At 71.3% G+C, this 15,348-nt stretch carries 11 protein-coding genes; 6 read left to right on the forward strand and 5 right to left on the reverse strand.

What is annotated here, in order from left to right; translation table 11 throughout:
* Positions 1 to 25: 25 nt before the first annotated feature.
* Positions 26 to 964: an NAD(+) diphosphatase gene (nudC, locus tag ASE44_RS06250; protein WP_056007227.1), complete on the reverse strand. Its 939-nt coding sequence runs from the start codon at positions 962 to 964 to the stop codon at positions 26 to 28.
* 63 nt (positions 965 to 1,027) lie between these two features.
* Between nudC and ASE44_RS06255 the strand changes: the two genes are divergently transcribed.
* Positions 1,028 to 2,257 (forward strand): phosphotransferase, encoded by a 1,230-nt coding sequence (locus ASE44_RS06255; protein WP_082455858.1) that lies wholly within the window; start codon positions 1,028 to 1,030, stop codon positions 2,255 to 2,257.
* Here ASE44_RS06255 and ASE44_RS06260 read toward each other — a convergent pair.
* Both ASE44_RS06260 and ASE44_RS06265 read right to left on the reverse strand, forming a co-directional pair.
* Positions 2,167 to 5,442 (reverse strand): ATP-dependent DNA helicase, encoded by a 3,276-nt coding sequence (locus tag ASE44_RS06260; protein ID WP_056778274.1) that lies wholly within the window; start codon positions 5,440 to 5,442, stop codon positions 2,167 to 2,169. The genes ASE44_RS06255 and ASE44_RS06260 overlap by 91 nt on opposite strands.
* Positions 5,439 to 8,612 (reverse strand): UrvD/REP family ATP-dependent DNA helicase, encoded by a 3,174-nt coding sequence (locus ASE44_RS06265; protein ID WP_056778277.1) that lies wholly within the window; start codon positions 8,610 to 8,612, stop codon positions 5,439 to 5,441. The genes ASE44_RS06260 and ASE44_RS06265 overlap by 4 nt, the downstream gene beginning before the upstream one ends.
* A 140-nt stretch (positions 8,613 to 8,752) precedes the next feature.
* Here ASE44_RS06265 and ASE44_RS06270 point away from each other — a divergent pair, with 140 nt between their 5' ends.
* A complete protein-coding gene (locus ASE44_RS06270) occupies positions 8,753 to 8,977 on the forward strand; it encodes a DUF3107 domain-containing protein (protein WP_056007232.1) in 225 nt (74 codons plus the stop codon).
* A 2-nt stretch (positions 8,978 to 8,979) separates the two neighbouring features.
* Positions 8,980 to 9,279, forward strand: a complete 300-nt coding sequence (locus ASE44_RS06275) for a hypothetical protein (protein ID WP_056007235.1) — start codon at positions 8,980 to 8,982, stop codon at positions 9,277 to 9,279.
* 75 nt (positions 9,280 to 9,354) lie between these two features.
* Here the strand turns inward: ASE44_RS06275 and ASE44_RS06280 are convergent, their stop codons facing one another.
* A complete protein-coding gene (locus ASE44_RS06280) occupies positions 9,355 to 10,077 on the reverse strand; it encodes a ferritin-like fold-containing protein (RefSeq protein WP_082455859.1) in 723 nt (240 codons plus the stop codon).
* Positions 10,078 to 10,237: 160 nt separating this feature from the next.
* Between ASE44_RS06280 and ASE44_RS06285 the strand changes: the two genes are divergently transcribed.
* Positions 10,238 to 11,773 carry a DEAD/DEAH box helicase gene (locus tag ASE44_RS06285; RefSeq protein WP_056007241.1) on the forward strand — a complete coding sequence of 512 codons (1,536 nt, stop codon included), beginning with the start codon at positions 10,238 to 10,240 and terminating at the stop codon, positions 11,771 to 11,773.
* A 145-nt stretch (positions 11,774 to 11,918) separates the two neighbouring features.
* On the opposite strand, the gene ASE44_RS06290 is transcribed toward ASE44_RS06285, so the two are convergent.
* The gene (locus ASE44_RS06290; RefSeq protein ID WP_056007244.1) at positions 11,919 to 12,773 is read right to left on the reverse strand and encodes a PHP domain-containing protein; all 855 of its coding nucleotides are present in this window, start codon (positions 12,771 to 12,773) and stop codon (positions 11,919 to 11,921) included.
* 82 nt (positions 12,774 to 12,855) lie between these two features.
* Here ASE44_RS06290 and ASE44_RS06295 point away from each other — a divergent pair, with 82 nt between their 5' ends.
* A complete protein-coding gene (locus ASE44_RS06295) occupies positions 12,856 to 13,893 on the forward strand; it encodes an endonuclease/exonuclease/phosphatase family protein (RefSeq protein WP_056778280.1) in 1,038 nt (345 codons plus the stop codon).
* Positions 13,894 to 13,934: 41 nt separating this feature from the next.
* Entirely contained in the window at positions 13,935 to 15,332 is a 1,398-nt protein-coding gene (locus ASE44_RS06300) for an aminopeptidase P family protein (protein ID WP_056778282.1), read from the forward strand.
* Positions 15,333 to 15,348 lie beyond the last annotated feature (16 nt).

Genomic DNA, 15,348 nt, shown 5'->3' on the forward strand with positions numbered 1-15,348 from the left:
CGCGGACCCTCGGGGACGACGCGGGTCATCGCGTCCAGGATCCGCTCAGCCAGTCGTCGATGACGGCCCGGGCGATCGACGACGGGCCGGGCAGGATCACGTCCGTCGACGGGTCCTCGAGCTCCTCGCGCGTGAACCACCGGAGATCGAGGATCTCCTGTCCGTCCGGCACGAGCGCCTCCGGGTCCTGATCTGCGGCGAGCGGCGCGACGAACCCGAGCATGAGCGAGCGCGGGAACGGCCACGGCTGCGAGCCGAGGTAGACGGGCGTCCCGAGGCGCATGCCGGACTCCTCGAAGATCTCGCGGGAGACGGCCTGTTCGAGCGACTCGCCGGCGTCGACGTACCCCGCGAGCAGCGAATACCGGTTGTGCTCCCACATCGCGTTCGATCCCAGCAGGATCCGACCGGCCGGGTCGACGACCGCCACGATGACCGCCGGGTCCATGCGCGGGAACAGCTCGTTGCCGTCGACCGGGCAGTGCCTGGCCCAGCCGGCGTTCCGGACCGTCGTCGGGGACCCGCAGTGCGCACAGAAGGGTTCGGCACGGTGCCAGCCCGCGATCGCCAGCGAGGTGGCGAGGATGCCCACGTCCGTGTCGGAGAGGCGATGACCGCTCCGGCGCAGGTCGAACCAGCGGTCCTCGTCGGCCGTGATCGTGTCGGCCTCCGCATCGCCGAGCACCCACAGGAGGATGCCGGTGCCCGCCGGCGTCCCGGGGGTCTCGTCGATCGTGCGGCCGAGGTACACCAGCAGCTCCGGCTCCGGCAGCTCCGAGGGCGTCATGCGGTCCAGGGTGTCTCCGGTCACGAGCGCGCGTCTGCCCTTGAGGACGACGGCGCGCACCGTCGGATCGGCGCGCAGCTCGTCGAGCACCTCGGGCCGTGATCGGAGCTCGCCGTGACGGTCGAGTCCGCCTCTCGCGAGCGGTAGGCCGGCGAGTGCGCGAACCTGAATCGTCATGGACAACCTCTCTGAGGGCGTGGCGAGCACGGCTCGCCGGGACGGCCCCGTACCCTGGATGTCATGGCCAGATCCCATCTCACTCTAGCCGCGTTGGCCACCTCGGCCGTCGCCGACCTCCAGGTCCGCGGCTCCGGCGCGCACACCGCAGGAGGCGAGGGGAACTACGACGCAGCCCGACTCGTGACGGGCGACGGGCGCGAGCTGATCGTGCGCATCCCGACCTCGCAGCAGGCCGAGACGGAGCAGTCCGCCGACCTCATCGCCCTCCGCGCCCTCACGCCCGGGATCCGCAGCAGATTACCGTTCGACGCACCGACGGTCGTCGGTCAACTCCCGGTGGACGGCACCCGCGCCGTGGTGCTCGACTTCGTCGCCGGCACCCACCTCGACCCGACCGCACTCAGCAGCGACGAGGTCCTCGCCGACTCGCTCGGAGCCGCGATCGCCGCGATCCACTCGCTCCCCACCTCCTTCGTCGCGGAGGCCGGCCTCCCCCTGCTGACGACGGAACTCATCCGCGCGGACGCACACCGCATCGTCTCCCGAGCGGCGGAGACGCGACTCCTCCCGACCGCCGTCCGCGAGCGCTGGCAGGCCGCGGTCGAGGACAACTCGCTCTGGCAGTTCCAGCCCACCGTCATCCACGGTTCCCTGGCCGCCGATCGGGTCCTCGTCATCCGCCAGGACGGCCACGGCCTCGTCAACGGCGTCCTCGACTGGGGCTCCCTCCGGGTCGGTGACCCGGCACTCGACCTCCATTGGATCGCGACGCTCGGCGCCACAGGCGAACAAACGCTGTCCACCTATGCGGCCTCGTGCTCCCGCGGCCCGGACCGGTTCGTGACCCTCCGCGCGAGGCTCTACGCGGAGCTGGAGATCGCCCGCTGGCTGTTGCACGGCCGGGACGGCCACGACGAGACGATCGTCGAGGACGCCGTCGCCATGCTCGACGGACTCGTGGACCGGGTGCTCGGCGACGTGACCGACCCGCTCGGGAGCAGCACAGGCCCCGTCTTGGCGGTCGACGAGGTCGAGGACATGCTCGACCGCACCCCCCTCGGATCGTCCTCCCCCGGCATCGCGATGCAGACCGACACCTACGACCGCTCAGAGCTCGAACGAGCCCTCGGCCGGGACACCGGAAGCGCCGACACCTCCGAGGACGAGGACCCGTCCGCGGAGGACGCGAACGCCACGGATCAGATCGACACCTCGTCGTTCGAACTCTGGGACGCCACGGCCGCCCCGAAGGACCGCTCCCAGGCCGACAGGAGCTCCTCCTCCGAGTAGAGGCGTTCCGGCCGCAGCTGCACGTCGTGCGTGACGTAGTAGAGCACGGCGTCGATGCGCTCGGGGTCGACGTCGCGGTGGTGCGCGTAGGCGAGTCGGTACAGCGCGAGCTGGAACGAGGCGTTCCGCACCTCCTCAGGCGTCGTCGGCACGGCTCCCGTCTTCCAGTCGACGATCTCGAAGCGATCCCCACGCTGGAACACGGCGTCGAGCTTGCACACCACCAGGCGGCCGGTGTCGCCCAACGGGACATGGATCTCCGTCTCCACCTCGATCGGCCGCACATCCGCCCACTCCGAGGCGAGGAACCGCTCGACGAGTTCCTCGAAACCGATCCCCTGCGCCGCATCGGCACCCGGTTTTTCGAGATCGAGTTCGTCAGGGTCCGCGTCCACGAGTTCCTGGAGGCCGAAGCGCTCGTAGTGCGCCTCGACCCAGGAATGGAACCGGGTGCCCAGTCGGGTCTGTCGGTAGGGCCGCTGGGGCACCGGGCGCCGGAGCCGCTCGAGCGCGGCCTCTGGCTCGGTGACGAACTCCTTGAACCTCGAGGCCGGGATCCGCACGGGGAGTTCGCCGCGCGCGCTGGTCGTCGCGGCACGGCGCCGTTCCTCGAGCAGCAGGGTCAGCTCGTTCTCGAGCGGTCCGAGGGTCGCCAGGAGTCCGGCCTCCGGGAGCCCGCGGCGTTCCTCGACCTCGGCCGCCGCCCGTTCCACGACGGCGCGACGGGGTCCGAGCGGATCGAGCGGCCACTGCACCACGGCGGCGCCGGTGTCGATGGGGTTCTCCTCGAACGCCGACGCCGCGGGGAGGTCACCGATGACGCCGGCGTCGGCCAGTTCCTCGAGGTACGTGCTCGCCGCCCGAGGGCGTTTCCGCTCGCCGGACCAGAACGATCCGGTGAGCAGGAGGTCGTGCTTCGCCCGCGTGACCGCCACGTAGGCGAGGCGTCGTTCCTCGTCGAGCGCCCGTGCGGACAGCGCATCCGAGAAGGCGGCCTGGGCGTCGACGACCTCCTTCCGGGTCTCGGCCGTGCGCCAGGCGAACTCCGGCAGTTCCGCAGCGTCGCCGCGGAAGTCGTAGGGCAGGGTGCCGAGCCCGACCCACCCCTTGCCGTCCTTCGGTTTCGCCGGGAGCTCGTCGACGACGAGCCGAGGGATCACCACGTGATCCCATTCGAGTCCCTTCGACCCGTGGATGGTCAGGAGCTGGACGGCGCCCTGATCGGGCGCCTCACCGGCCGGACCGAGATCGTCCCGACCGAGTGACCGGTCGATCCAGGCGAGCAGACTCCCGAGGTTGACCTGCTCCTCGGCCGCGATGAACGAGATGATCTCATCGTGGAACGCCTGCAGCCGGGCGGACGCCCGCGCCGCAGAACCGGTCGACTCGTTCGCGACGACCTCGATGTCGAGTCGCAGCTCGCGCTCGACGGACCTCACGAGGTCGGGCAGGCCACTGCCCACCCGACGTCTGAGGGACGCGAACACGAGCCCGGCCTCGCGGAGCCGGGCGCGACCCTCCTCGGTGAACCCCGCCGCGAGTCCGGCCGGCACACGGTCGGCGGCGATGAAGTCGACCGCATCGATGATGGACCGTCCGTCGTCGTCCGCGACCGACTCGCGGAGCCTGGCGGCGAGCTCGGCGTCGTACCGCTTCGTCTTCCAGTCGATGGCCTGCAGGTAGCGCGCCACCTCCACGAGGTGGCCGAGATCACGGACGCCGATCCGCCAGCGTGGACCGCTCAGGAGCCTGATGAGCGCGGATCCCGCGCCCGGGTCGTGGATGACGCGGAGCGCGGCCGTCACGTCGACGATCTCAGGGGACGAGAGCAGACCGCCGAGCCCGAGGATGTGGTGTGGCACGCCCAGCGCGGCCAGGCCGTCGGCGAAGTCCTGCATGGGCCGCCGGGCGCGGAACAGGATGGCGGCGGAACCGGCCGGATCTCCCCCGCGGTGGGCGAGCAGGCGGTCGGCGCACCATTCGGCGACCGCGCGCACCTCCTCGGTATTCGTCTCACTGACGTCGACCGAGAGCGACCCCTCACCAGCCCCTGGCTTCGGCTCGAGGTCGAGGACGCGCAGCCGCGCTGCCGCCTTCGCCTGCTGCTGGAGCGGGCGGACGAGGACGTTCGCCGCCTCGAGGATCCGGCGGTCGTTCCGCCAACTCGTCGACAGGTTGAACTGCGTCGCGGTGACCTCCCGCCCGAAGTCGCGGGAGAACCGGGCCAGGTTCGCGGCGCTCGCACCACGCCAGCCGTAGATGGATTGGTGCGGATCGCCGACCGCCATGACGGGGTGGTCGGCGAACAGCGTCGACAGGAGTCTCGTCTGCACGACGGAGGTGTCCTGGTACTCGTCGAGCAGGACGACGCCCGCTCGTTCGCGCGCGACCTTGGCGACCTTCGGCGACCGTTCGCACGCGGCCAGCGCGAGCGCGACCTGATCGGAGAACTCGACGAGTCCCTGCCGTCGCTTCTCGTCCGCGTAGCGCAGAGCCAGGTCGAGGAGGACCGGCAGCGCACCGACGACGGCGACCGCCTGATCCACCTGTGCGTAGGAACCACGGCCGCCGTCGGGCAGCTCGGCGATCCCGACGAACTGCTCGACGAAGCCCAGCAGCTCCTCGGTCGTGCCGTCGATCTCCGCCAGTTCATGACCGAGCGAGAGGACGAGTTCGGCGACCTGGTCGACCGATTTGCCGAGGCTCGACAGCCGTTCGTCGCCGTGTAGGACGACGATGCGGCGCGCGAGCCGCCACGCCGACGCCTCCGACAGCAGGACGGACTCCGGTTCGCGGCCCACGAGGAGGGCGTTGTCGCGGAAGAGCGCGTTCGCGTAGGCGTTGTAGGTCGAGACGTCCGGGCGGTCGAAGAGGGCGTCGGCCGCGGGATCGAGGATCCCGACGTCCTGGAGGGCGGCGATCCGCTTCCCGATCCGGGCCGCGAGCTCCCCCGCCGCCTTCCTGGTGAAGGTGAGACCGAGGATGCCGCCGACGTCCACGTGGCGGTTGGCCAGCAGCCAGACGACCCTCGACGCCATCGTCTCGGTCTTCCCGCTCCCCGCTCCCGCGACGACGAGCACCGGAGCCATCGGCGCTTCGATGACCTCCACCTGCTGTGCGGTCGGTTGCGGGAGTCCGAGCAGGCCTGCGAGGGTCTCGGCCGAATACGTCTGGTCCGTGCTCATGAGCTCACCGCTGGGACGACATGGATCGCGCACTCGCCGAAGGCGAACGGGTCGTGGCAGTGGGTGCCGACCCGCGCCTCGAACACCGCGCCGGCCATGCCGATGGCGTCGGCGACCACGCGCTCGCGGAAGCGGTCGAGTGCCTCGTCGTCGAGCGCCGGTTGAGCCGGGTCGTAGTACTCCTTGCGCTTGGTTCCCGCCGAGACGACGATGAGCTTCGCCCCACCGCTCGGCATCCCTTCGGTGCCGGCGATCGCACCGGACGCGAGGGCGAGCTGGTAGGCGCCGAGCTGAGCCATGTCGGCGACATCGCGATCCTGTCGGGGTGCCGAACCGCCCGTCTTGAGGTCGGCGATCACCACGCGCCTCGTGCCGTCGGTGGCCGGCACGACTTCGACGCGGTCGATCGACCCGCCGAGGACGGCTGCCCCGCCCAGCTCACCGATCGGGATACGGAGGCTGAACCGGCTCTCGTTCCCGATCGACGTCACCCCGGCCCGCTCCGCGTCGTGCAGGTACGCGGACAGACGGTGGACGAGTTCCGCCGCCCGGCGCTTCGTCGCCTCGCCCTCCCAGGAGGCCTCGAAGTGCAGCTCGTCCCAGCGGTCCTCGACGGCCGCCCAGAGCGCCGACTCGTCGGACGACTCGGCGTGTTCGAGAGCGGCATGGACGATCGTGCCGAGTCCGGAGGCGAACCCCGACGCTCCGCCGCCCAGGCGGGCGATCGCCCAGTGCAACGGGCACTCCTCGAAGGCCTCCATGCGCGACGGGGAGACCGGGAGCTCCTCGACGGTCGGGTCGTGGAGCGGTTCCGTCGAGGTGGGATCCGCCACGCCGTACCACTCCTCCGGCGGCGCACCCGGTACGCCCGCCTCCGCGAGGATGGCCAGGGCAGACGCCGATGCGGCGCGCTCCGCCGGGTCGGCGGGACGGACACGACGGGTGAGCGAGCGACGGAGGTTGCCGACGAGCCCACGGAGCGACAAGGGTGAGAGCGCCGCTCGATGTGGGTCCGGTTCCGGGAGCAGGGTGAGGAACGGGCTCGCCTGGTGGTCGTCGTCGACGACCGCGACCACCATGAGCGTCCGGTTCGCCCGCGAGGTCGCCTGCGCGAAGAGTCGGAGCTCGTCGTGCAGGACCGCCCGTCTGGCGTCGGCGGTGGGCGTCGCGGTTCCCTCCAGCAGCTCGACGAGCTCCGAGGCACCGAGCAGGGAGTCCCGGACCCGGAGGTTCGGCCAGACCCCGTCCTGCATCCCGGCGACCACGACGGTGTCGAACGCCGTCCCGACGAGGGCGGCCGGTGTCGCGATCGTGACCGCCTGTCGGAATCCCGTCGGAGCCAGGGAGTCGTCGCCGACCGTCTGTTCGAGGAGTCGGTCGAGGAAGACGGATGCCGGGGTCTCGGGTTCGGACTCGACGAAGGTGCGTGCGGCGTCGGCCAGCTGCGTGATCGCGTCGAGGTCGCGGTTCGCCTCCTCAGCGGCCTGACCGCTGCCCTTCGACAAGGCCACCCAGCCGCGTTCGAGACCACTCCGGGACCAGAGCCCGTAGACGAGTTCCTCTGCCGAAGCCCCTGCCGCGGCCTGCGCGCGAGCCTCGGCGAGGCTGTCGGCGAGGGACCGGGCGCGGGCGGCCGACGGCGTCTCGAGTCCGATCAGCGCGCCGGGGACGGCGAACGCCTCTTCCAGCAGACGATCGGCGCTGCGGTCGAGCCCGTGCGCGAGGTCGGCGTGCCGGAGCGCCGCTCGGAGGCGTCTGACGCCGATCGAGTCGAGCCCGCCGAGGGCACTGTGGAGCAGCTCGGTCACGACCTCGGCGTCGAGCGGCGTGCGTCCGAGCGCGACCGACACGGCGAGGAGGACCGCCCTGACGAACGGGTGCTCCCTCAGTGGCGCTCCGCCGGTACTGGCCCGCGTGGGCACTTCGAGCGACGACAACCCGCGCTCGATCGCCGGGATGAGCCCGCCGCTCCGCACGACCACGGCCATCTCGGCCCACGGGACCCCGTCGAGCACGTGACGTTCACGGAGGAACCTCGCGATGACGGCGATCTGCTCGGCGGGCGACCCTGCGGCGACGGTGACGACGGGGCGCGCCTGAGCCGCGGCGTCCGCGATCGGTGCCGCGGCCTGCCGGTGGCGTCCGGCACCCGCCGTCCCGATGCGGTCGGTCACACCGCGCACGGTCGCTCGGATGCCGGGGGTGCCGCGATACACCTGTTCGAGGAGCAGCGTGTCCACGGGGCGGCCGAGCACCTCGCCGAACCGCCCGAGGGCGTCGGCGCGAGCACCGTGGAAGGCGCCGGTGGTGAGGTCGGGGTCGCCGAAGGCGACGATGGTGATCCCGTGGCGGGCGAGAGCGGCCAGGAGCTGCAGCACCCCGTGCGTCGCCTCCTGCGCATCGTCCACGAAGACCACCCGGAGCCGACCGAGGACACCGGTGCCCGGCTGCTGCTCGTCGAGGAGCCGTGCGGCACGCGCCAGCGCGGCAGCCGGTGTGAGGTGACCGCGCCAGTCGTCGGCCAGGAAGCCCTCGATGAAGGCGGCGGAGGCGATCCACTCCGGGCGGTCGTGGAGCGAGCCGAGCCGACGCAGCTCCGCGGGCGCGACGTCGTGTTCGACACTCCGCTCCATGAGGTTGCGGAGTTCGGTGCGGAAGCCCTGGAGTCGCCTGACCTCGGGCCCGAGCTCCGCGGGCCAGACCGGGCCGGTGCCGTCCACCTCGTCGCCGAGGAGGCGTTCGGCGATGGTCTGGTCTTGCTCGCCACCGGTGAGCAGCCGGGGCCGCCCGGTGCCGGCGAACGCCCCCGACCCCGCGATGACCTCGAGTGCCAGGGAGATCGCCGTGCGGGCGAGCGACCCGGGCGTCGCCCTGGCGACCCGCGCCTCGAGGCGGTCGCGGAGGACTTGCGCGGATGATCGGGATGCAGCGATGACGAGCAGTTCGTCGGTACCGTAGCCGCGAGCGTGCACGCGCTCGGCGACCGCCTCGACGAGCGTCGTCGTCTTCCCGGAGCCCGGCGCACCGAGCACCACGGCCGACCGTGCGTCCGGGAGCCGCAGCACGGCGGACTGCGCGTCGTCGAGTGGGACGAGCGCCTCGACGGAGGCCGCGCGGTGCTGGTCGTGGACCGCGACCGTGGGGAGGTCGGAGGCGTCGGAACCGGTCATGGACCGCACGTTACCGGAGCCCGCCGACATCGTCGCGACCCGGGGCGGCGTTCCGGTGTTCGCTGACAGCAGGCGACCGCGACCGGTCCGTCGACGATGACTCCCGTAGTCTTGCCCTACGCAACCGAAAGGCACTCAAAGTGGAAATTCGCATCGGAATCCTCAACAGCCCTCGCGAGATCGGCTTCGAGACCTCGCAGCCCGCCGCCGAGATCGAACAGGCGGTCAAGACCGCCCTCGAGACGGACGCGAAGCTGCTCTCGCTGAAGGACGACAAGGGCACCAGCTACCTCATCCCGACCGCGGGCATCGGCTATGTCGAGCTCGGAACCGAGGAGTCGCGCCGCATCGGATTCGTCGGCTGATCATGGAGCTCCTCTTCGTCGTGCTCGGCGGCGCCATCCTCGGGCTGGCCGTCCGCTACCTCCTGCCGGGCAGGGACCAGCACGGAGCGGCGCTCGTCCCGGCGGTCGCCACCCTCGTCGCCGCCGTCGTGTGGGTCGTGGCGACCTGGGCCGGCATGGCCTGGGACGGCGGTTGGATCTGGGTCGCCGCCTTCGGCGCCTCAGCGATCGTGAGCGTCGTGGTCGACATCGTGCTCGTGCGTGTCCGCACCGCATCCGACGACGCCATGCTCGCGCGGCTCCAGCACGGGGTCACCGTCTGACGCGCCCGCCAGACCGAACGATGCCGCCGCTCCATCCGGAGCGGCGGCATCGTTCGTCGGAGGTGGTGACGTCGTTCAGGCCGTCAGGCCGAGGGCGTCCATCCGCCTCGTGTGGTTCGCGATGAGTTCCGTGTAGATCGGTTCGACCCTGGCGTCGTCGGGCAGGGCCTTGCTCTCGGTCACGAGGGCGGACCTCGCGACGAGCATCGTGTCGCCGAGGAGGCGTCGTCCCCACATCGCGAGGGTCGAGGCTCGCTCCGGGTGGGAGGCGATCACGCGGTGCAGGATCCCGACGAGCGGGTCCTCCTCAGGACCCGGGGCGACGATCGCCGCGAGGTCGCGGGCGTCCGCTCCGTCGAGGCCGCGCGCGAGCTCCGCGAAGAACTCGTCGAGGAATCCGCGGGTGACGAGGATGCCGAGGAGGAGTTCGTCCCACGTGCCGGTGCGCAGGATCGCCTGGAACTCGTCGCGGGACCTGGCGAACGGTGCGAGCACCGCGGTCGGGTCGTCGTTCGTCCGGCGGAGCCAGGCGAGGAGCGCCTGGTGTTTGCGCAGGGCGGTCGCGGCCGCCTCGGCGAGCGTCTCGCGATCGGCGTCGCTCGGGGCGTGTTCGACCGCGAACGAGAGCGTCATGAAGAAGCCGAGCTGCAGTTGCGCCACCTGACCGAGGTAGTCCGCCGTGCTCGGAGCGAGTTCGTGGAGATCGACGCGAGTCGCCTGGACCGTGTCGCCGCGGGAGCGCAACCGAGGCGTCTCCGTGCCGGGACGACGCCGACGTCGTGCAAACCAACCTGCCATGCGACCACCCTATCCGTCGTGCGCCGATCACCGTGTTCCGCGCGCCCAGCGGCCTCTCGGGACCTCCCGGGTAGAATAGCCGTGCCCCGGCGTCGGATCGGGGCCCTACACCTGTGTGCAATCGAAGGTGTAGACCATGACTGCACTGACAGGTATCTCCGTGACTTTCTCTGATCTCGGTGTCGACCAGGACATCGTCGACGCCCTCACGTCCAAGGGCATCATCGACCCATTCCCCATCCAGGAGCAGACGATCCCCCTGGGACTCGCCGGCCAGGACATCATCGGCCAGGCCAAGACGGGAACGGGCAAGACCTTCGGGTTCGGCATCCCGATCGTCCAGCGCCTCGGTCTCGACCCGGCACCCGGCGTCAAGACGCTCGTCGTCGTCCCGACCCGCGAGCTCGCCGTCCAGGTGTCCGAGGACATCGAGATCCTCATCTCGAACCGGTCCACGACGCTCGTCTCCATCTACGGTGGCAAGGCCTACGAAGGCCAGATCGAGCAGCTGAAGGCCGGCGCCCAGATCGTCGTCGGCACGCCCGGCCGACTCATCGACCTGAACAACCAGCGCCTCCTCGACCTCTCGGGCATCACCGAGATGGTGCTCGACGAGGCCGACAAGATGCTCGACCTCGGCTTCCTCGCCGACATCGAGAAGCTCTTCTCGAAGACGCCCGCCGCGCGCCACACGATGCTGTTCTCCGCGACCATGCCCGGTCCGATCGTGGCCCTGGCCCGCCGCTTCATGAGCAAGCCGATCCACATCCGCGCGAGCGACCCCGACGAGGGGCTCACGCAGGCCAACATCAAGCACCTCATCTACCGCGCGCACTCGCTCGACAAGGACGAGGTCATCTCGCGCATCCTGCAGGCCGAGGGTCGCGGCAAGACCGTGATCTTCACGCGGACCAAGCGTGCGGCCGCGAAACTGGTCGAGGAACTCAGCGACCGCGGATTCAATGCCGCAGCGGTCCACGGCGACCTCAACCAGGAGCAGCGCGAGCGCGCGATGGCGTCCTTCAAGGCCGGCAAGCGCGATGTGCTGATCGCCACCGACGTCGCCGCCCGTGGCATCGACGTCGACGACGTCACCCACGTCATCAACCACACGATCCCCGAGGACGAGAAGACGTACCTCCACCGCGTCGGCCGTACCGGTCGCGCCGGGAAGACGGGTATCGCCGTCACCTTCGTCGACTGGGACGACCTCCACAAGTGGGCGCTCATCAACCGTGCCCTCGAGTTCGGCCAGCCGGAGCCGACGGAGACCTACTCCTCGAGCCCGCACCTGTTCACCGACCTCGGGATCGCCGAGGGCACGAAGGGCCGGCTGAAGCCCGCCAAGGCCGTCGAGCCCGCTCCGCGCCGCGAGGGTTCGCGGAGCGCAGGCGGACGCGACGGTTCGCGGGGCAGCGGCGGACGCGACGGTTCGCGGACCAGCGGCGGTCGCGGTGGTGAGCGCGGCGGACGCGGAGGCGAGCGCACGCAGCCGAGCAGCACCCGGCTCGAATCCCAGCCGAGCACCCGCGCCCACTCGCGGACGCACGACGCCGCCTCGACCGACACCGTCGACCGCAGCGCGCCCGCAGCAGGCACCCACGACGGCCACGGTTCGGAGCACCGCGACGGCAACAGCGCTCCCCGCCGTCGGAGCCGGACGCGCCGCACCGCACCCCCGGCCCCCACGGCGTAGATCCGTCACGCAGAACGCCCGCACCCTGAGGGGTGCGGGCGTTCTGCATGTCGCGAGCGCTCCGCTTGGAGCTGGATACCCCCGTGCGCACGTCGGCAAGCTCAGTGACCGAAGGACGTTCGACCGGGACGCCGGCAGCGCCGGATCAGTCGGGAAGGACGGGTTCCGAGCCGGTGGCCTCGTCGACGATGCGCCGGACGACGTCGATGTCCGTGGTGTTCTCGCCGAGGCGGTTCGGCTTACCGGTCCCGTGATAGTCGCTCGAACCGGTCGCCACGAGGCCCAGCTCGGAGGCGATCCGCCGCACGACGACCTTGCCCTCCTCGGTGTTCTCGCGATGCTCGATCTCGAGCCCGAACAGGCCCGCGTCGGCGAGTTCGCGGAAGTACGGCTCAGGCAGCATCCGGTCGCGGCCGGCCGGGACCGGGTGGGCGATCACGGGCACACCACCGGCGGCGCGGACGAGCTTGACCGCGGTCAGCGGGTCGGGGGCGTAGTGCGGCGCGTAGTACCCCGTGCGCGGATGCAGGATGCCGTCGAAGGCCTCACCGCGGTCCGCCACGATGCCGAGGGCGATCAGCGCGTCGGCGATGTGCGGACGACCGACCGTCGCACCCTCGCGAGTCTGCGCGAGGACGTCGGCCCAGGAGAGCGGGTAGTCGCCGCCGATCCGAGCCACGATGGCCTCGGCCCGGCGCAGGCGGGACTCGCGGATCTTGGCGGTCTCCTGGAGGAGGTCGCCGTTGAGTGGATCGATGAGGTAGGCGAGCAGGTGCACGCTCCGCCACTCGTACCGGGTGCTGAGTTCCATCCCGGGGAGCAGGGTGATGCCCTGCCGACGCGACTCGACGGACGCCTCGGCCCAACCTGCGGTCGAGTCGTGGTCCGTGAGGGCGATGGTGCCGAGCCCCGCGGCGCCGGCCGCGCGCATGAGTTGCGTCGGCGTCTCCGTGCCGTCCGAGACACTCGAGTGCGTGTGCAGATCGGCGGGACCGTGCATGTCTCGAGCGCTCACCACGGTTCCACCCTAGTCGCAGCTCGTCCTCCGGTGACTCCCAGACCGCTCGCCTACGCTGGCGCGAATGCTGAAGACCGTCGGTGCCGTCATCGCGGCCGTGATCGCGACAGCGGTCACGGTCCTGCTCGGCGTCGCCATCCTGCCCGGCCTGTTCGGGCTGGAGCAGACGCAGATCATCGTCCAGCTGAGCGCGTTCCGGCTGCTGCTCGCGATCCTGGCGGCGGGCGCCGCCCTCCTGGCCGTCGTGGTGGGGGTCCTGCTCAGGGGATCCCGCCGGGTGCTCCCCTTCGTGCTCGCCTCGGCACTCGCCGTCGTCTCGGTGACCGGCGCCGTCGTCACCGCGAGTCGAGGCGTCGACGACCGGGTGGTCGCGGGCGAGGCGACCGACCTCGCCGACCAGGTCACCGTCCTCGCGTGGAACACGCTGGGCGACGCGGTCGACCCGGGGACGATCGCGGCCATCGCGGTCCGTGAAGGTGCGGACGTCGTGTCCCTGCCGGAGACCTCCGCTGCGGCCGCCGGTGCGGTGGCAGCCGCGATGACCGCCTCCGGCCGACCGATGGTGGCCCATTCGACGGCATCGGACGCCCACGGGACGAGCCTGCTCGTGAGCACCGGGCTCGGCGAGTACGCGGTCCGAGCCCCCTCCCCGACCGGGTCGACGGCCATCGAGGACTCGGAGACGCTCATCGCGGACCCGGTCCTCGGTCGTGGACCGACCCTCGTCGCCGTCCACACGACGGCCCCGCTGCCGAGCCGGCTCGACGACTGGCGCGCGGAGCTCGCCGACCTCGCCGGACGTTGCGTCGCCGGCACCGACGTCATCATGGCGGGCGACTTCAACGCGACGCTCGACCACCTGGCCGGTCTGCGAGGCGACGGCGACCTGGGCGACTGCGACGACGCCGCGGCTGCGGACGCCGCCGCAGGGCTCGGCACCTGGCCGACGGAGCTGCCCGCCGTCCTCGGCGCGCCGATCGACCACGTCATGGCCAGCCCGACGTGGGTGTCCGTGTCGGCCCATGTGCTGACCGATGTCGACGGCACGGGCAGCGACCACCGACCGGTGGTCGCGACCCTGCTCCCCCGGACCCCACGCTGACCGACGGGCCGGCGCATCGGTCCCGGTGCGACAATGGAACCATGGCGACTTCCGCAGACACATCCAGTTCGACCACCGTCCAGACCGAGGCGACCTCCAACCGGGCGGCCGCCTGGTCGGAGGGCTTCCGCGCATTCATCGGCACCGGCTGGGCAGACCGCTCCGAGGTGCTCCCCGAGCCACGCGAGACGGCGAGCCTCGCCGCGGCCCGTCGCGACCGGCTGTCGGCGCTGTTCCCCGGCCAGCGTCTCGTCCTCCCCGCGGGTGGGATGAAGCAGCGCTCCAACGACACCGACTACCTCTACCGGGCGCACTCGGCCTTCTCGTACTACACCGGCTGGGCAGCGGATGCGGAGCCGGACAGCGTGCTCGTCCTCGACCCGGAGGAGTCCGGCCACACCGCGACGCTGTACTTCCGGGAGCGGGCAGGGCGCGACACCGACGAGTTCTACACGAACGCCGCCATCGGCGAGTTCTGGATCGGAGCCCGCCCGTCGCTGGCCCAGGTGGCCGCCGATCTCGCGATCGCGACCGCAGACCTCTCGGCGTTCCACGCGGACGCGACCGACCTGACGGTCGACGTCGACGCCGACCTCACCCGGGCGGTCTCCGAGATGCGCCTCGTGAAGGACCGATACGAGATCGCTCAGATGCGCCTCGCCGTCGATGCGACCGCGAGAGGGTTCGACGACGTCATCGCCGAGCTGCCCAAGGTGCTCGCGCACGAGCGTGGCGAGCGCATCGTCGAGGGCGTCTTCGCTGGTCGCGCCCGTGCCGACGGGAACGGCGTGGGCTACGAGACCATCGCTGCCGCCGGACCACACGCCTGCATCCTCCACTGGACGCGGAACGACGGACGGGTCCTCCCGGGCGACCTCATCCTGATCGACGCCGGCGTGGAACTCGACAGCTACTACACGGCGGACATCACGCGGACCATCCCGGTCTCGGGCACCTTCACGGAGGTGCAGCGTCGGGTGTACGAGGCGGTCCGTGAGGCCGCAGACGAAGCCTTCGCCATCGTCCGCCCCGGCATCCGGTTCCGCGAGGTGCACGCTGCGGCGATGGCCGTCATCGCCCGGAAGACCGCCGAGTGGGGGCTGCTCCCCGTGACCGCGGAGGAGGCGTTGCTCAAGGAGAACGAGCAGCACCGGCGGTACATGGTCCACGGCACGAGCCACCACCTCGGGACGGATGTGCACGACTGCGCCCAGGCGCGGCGCGAGATGTACGCCGACGCGGTCGTCGAACCGGGCATGGTGTTCACGATCGAGCCCGGGTTGTACTTCCAGGTCGACGACCTCACGGTCCCCGAGGAGTACCGCGGCATCGGCGTCCGGATCGAGGACGACATCCTCGTGACCGAGGACGGCGCGGAGAACCTGTCCGCCGGCATCCCGCGCACCGCCGACGAGGTCGAGGCCTGGCTCGCCCGCTGAGGCACACCCGTCGTTC

This window comes from Plantibacter sp. Leaf1 (assembly GCF_001421315.1).
In the GTDB taxonomy this organism is placed as follows: domain Bacteria; phylum Actinomycetota; class Actinomycetes; order Actinomycetales; family Microbacteriaceae; genus Plantibacter.

Excerpts from the sequence above, each read along its gene's own strand:
- ASE44_RS06265 (WP_056778277.1), bottom strand. The coding sequence starts at position 8,612 with ATGACCGGTTCCGACGCCTCCGACCTCCCCACGGTCGCGGTCCACGAC.
- ASE44_RS06280 (WP_082455859.1), bottom strand. The coding sequence starts at position 10,077 with ATGGCAGGTTGGTTTGCACGACGTCGGCGTCGTCCCGGCACGGAGACG.
- ASE44_RS06295 (WP_056778280.1), top strand. The coding sequence starts at position 12,856 with ATGCTGAAGACCGTCGGTGCCGTCATCGCGGCCGTGATCGCGACAGCG.
- ASE44_RS06300 (WP_056778282.1), top strand. The coding sequence starts at position 13,935 with ATGGCGACTTCCGCAGACACATCCAGTTCGACCACCGTCCAGACCGAG.
- nudC (WP_056007227.1), bottom strand. The coding sequence starts at position 964 with ATGACGATTCAGGTTCGCGCACTCGCCGGCCTACCGCTCGCGAGAGGC.
- ASE44_RS06255 (WP_082455858.1), top strand. The coding sequence starts at position 1,028 with ATGGCCAGATCCCATCTCACTCTAGCCGCGTTGGCCACCTCGGCCGTC.
- ASE44_RS06290 (WP_056007244.1), bottom strand. The coding sequence starts at position 12,773 with ATGCACGGTCCCGCCGATCTGCACACGCACTCGAGTGTCTCGGACGGC.
- ASE44_RS06260 (WP_056778274.1), bottom strand. The coding sequence starts at position 5,442 with ATGAGCACGGACCAGACGTATTCGGCCGAGACCCTCGCAGGCCTGCTC.
- ASE44_RS06275 (WP_056007235.1), top strand. The coding sequence starts at position 8,980 with ATGGAGCTCCTCTTCGTCGTGCTCGGCGGCGCCATCCTCGGGCTGGCC.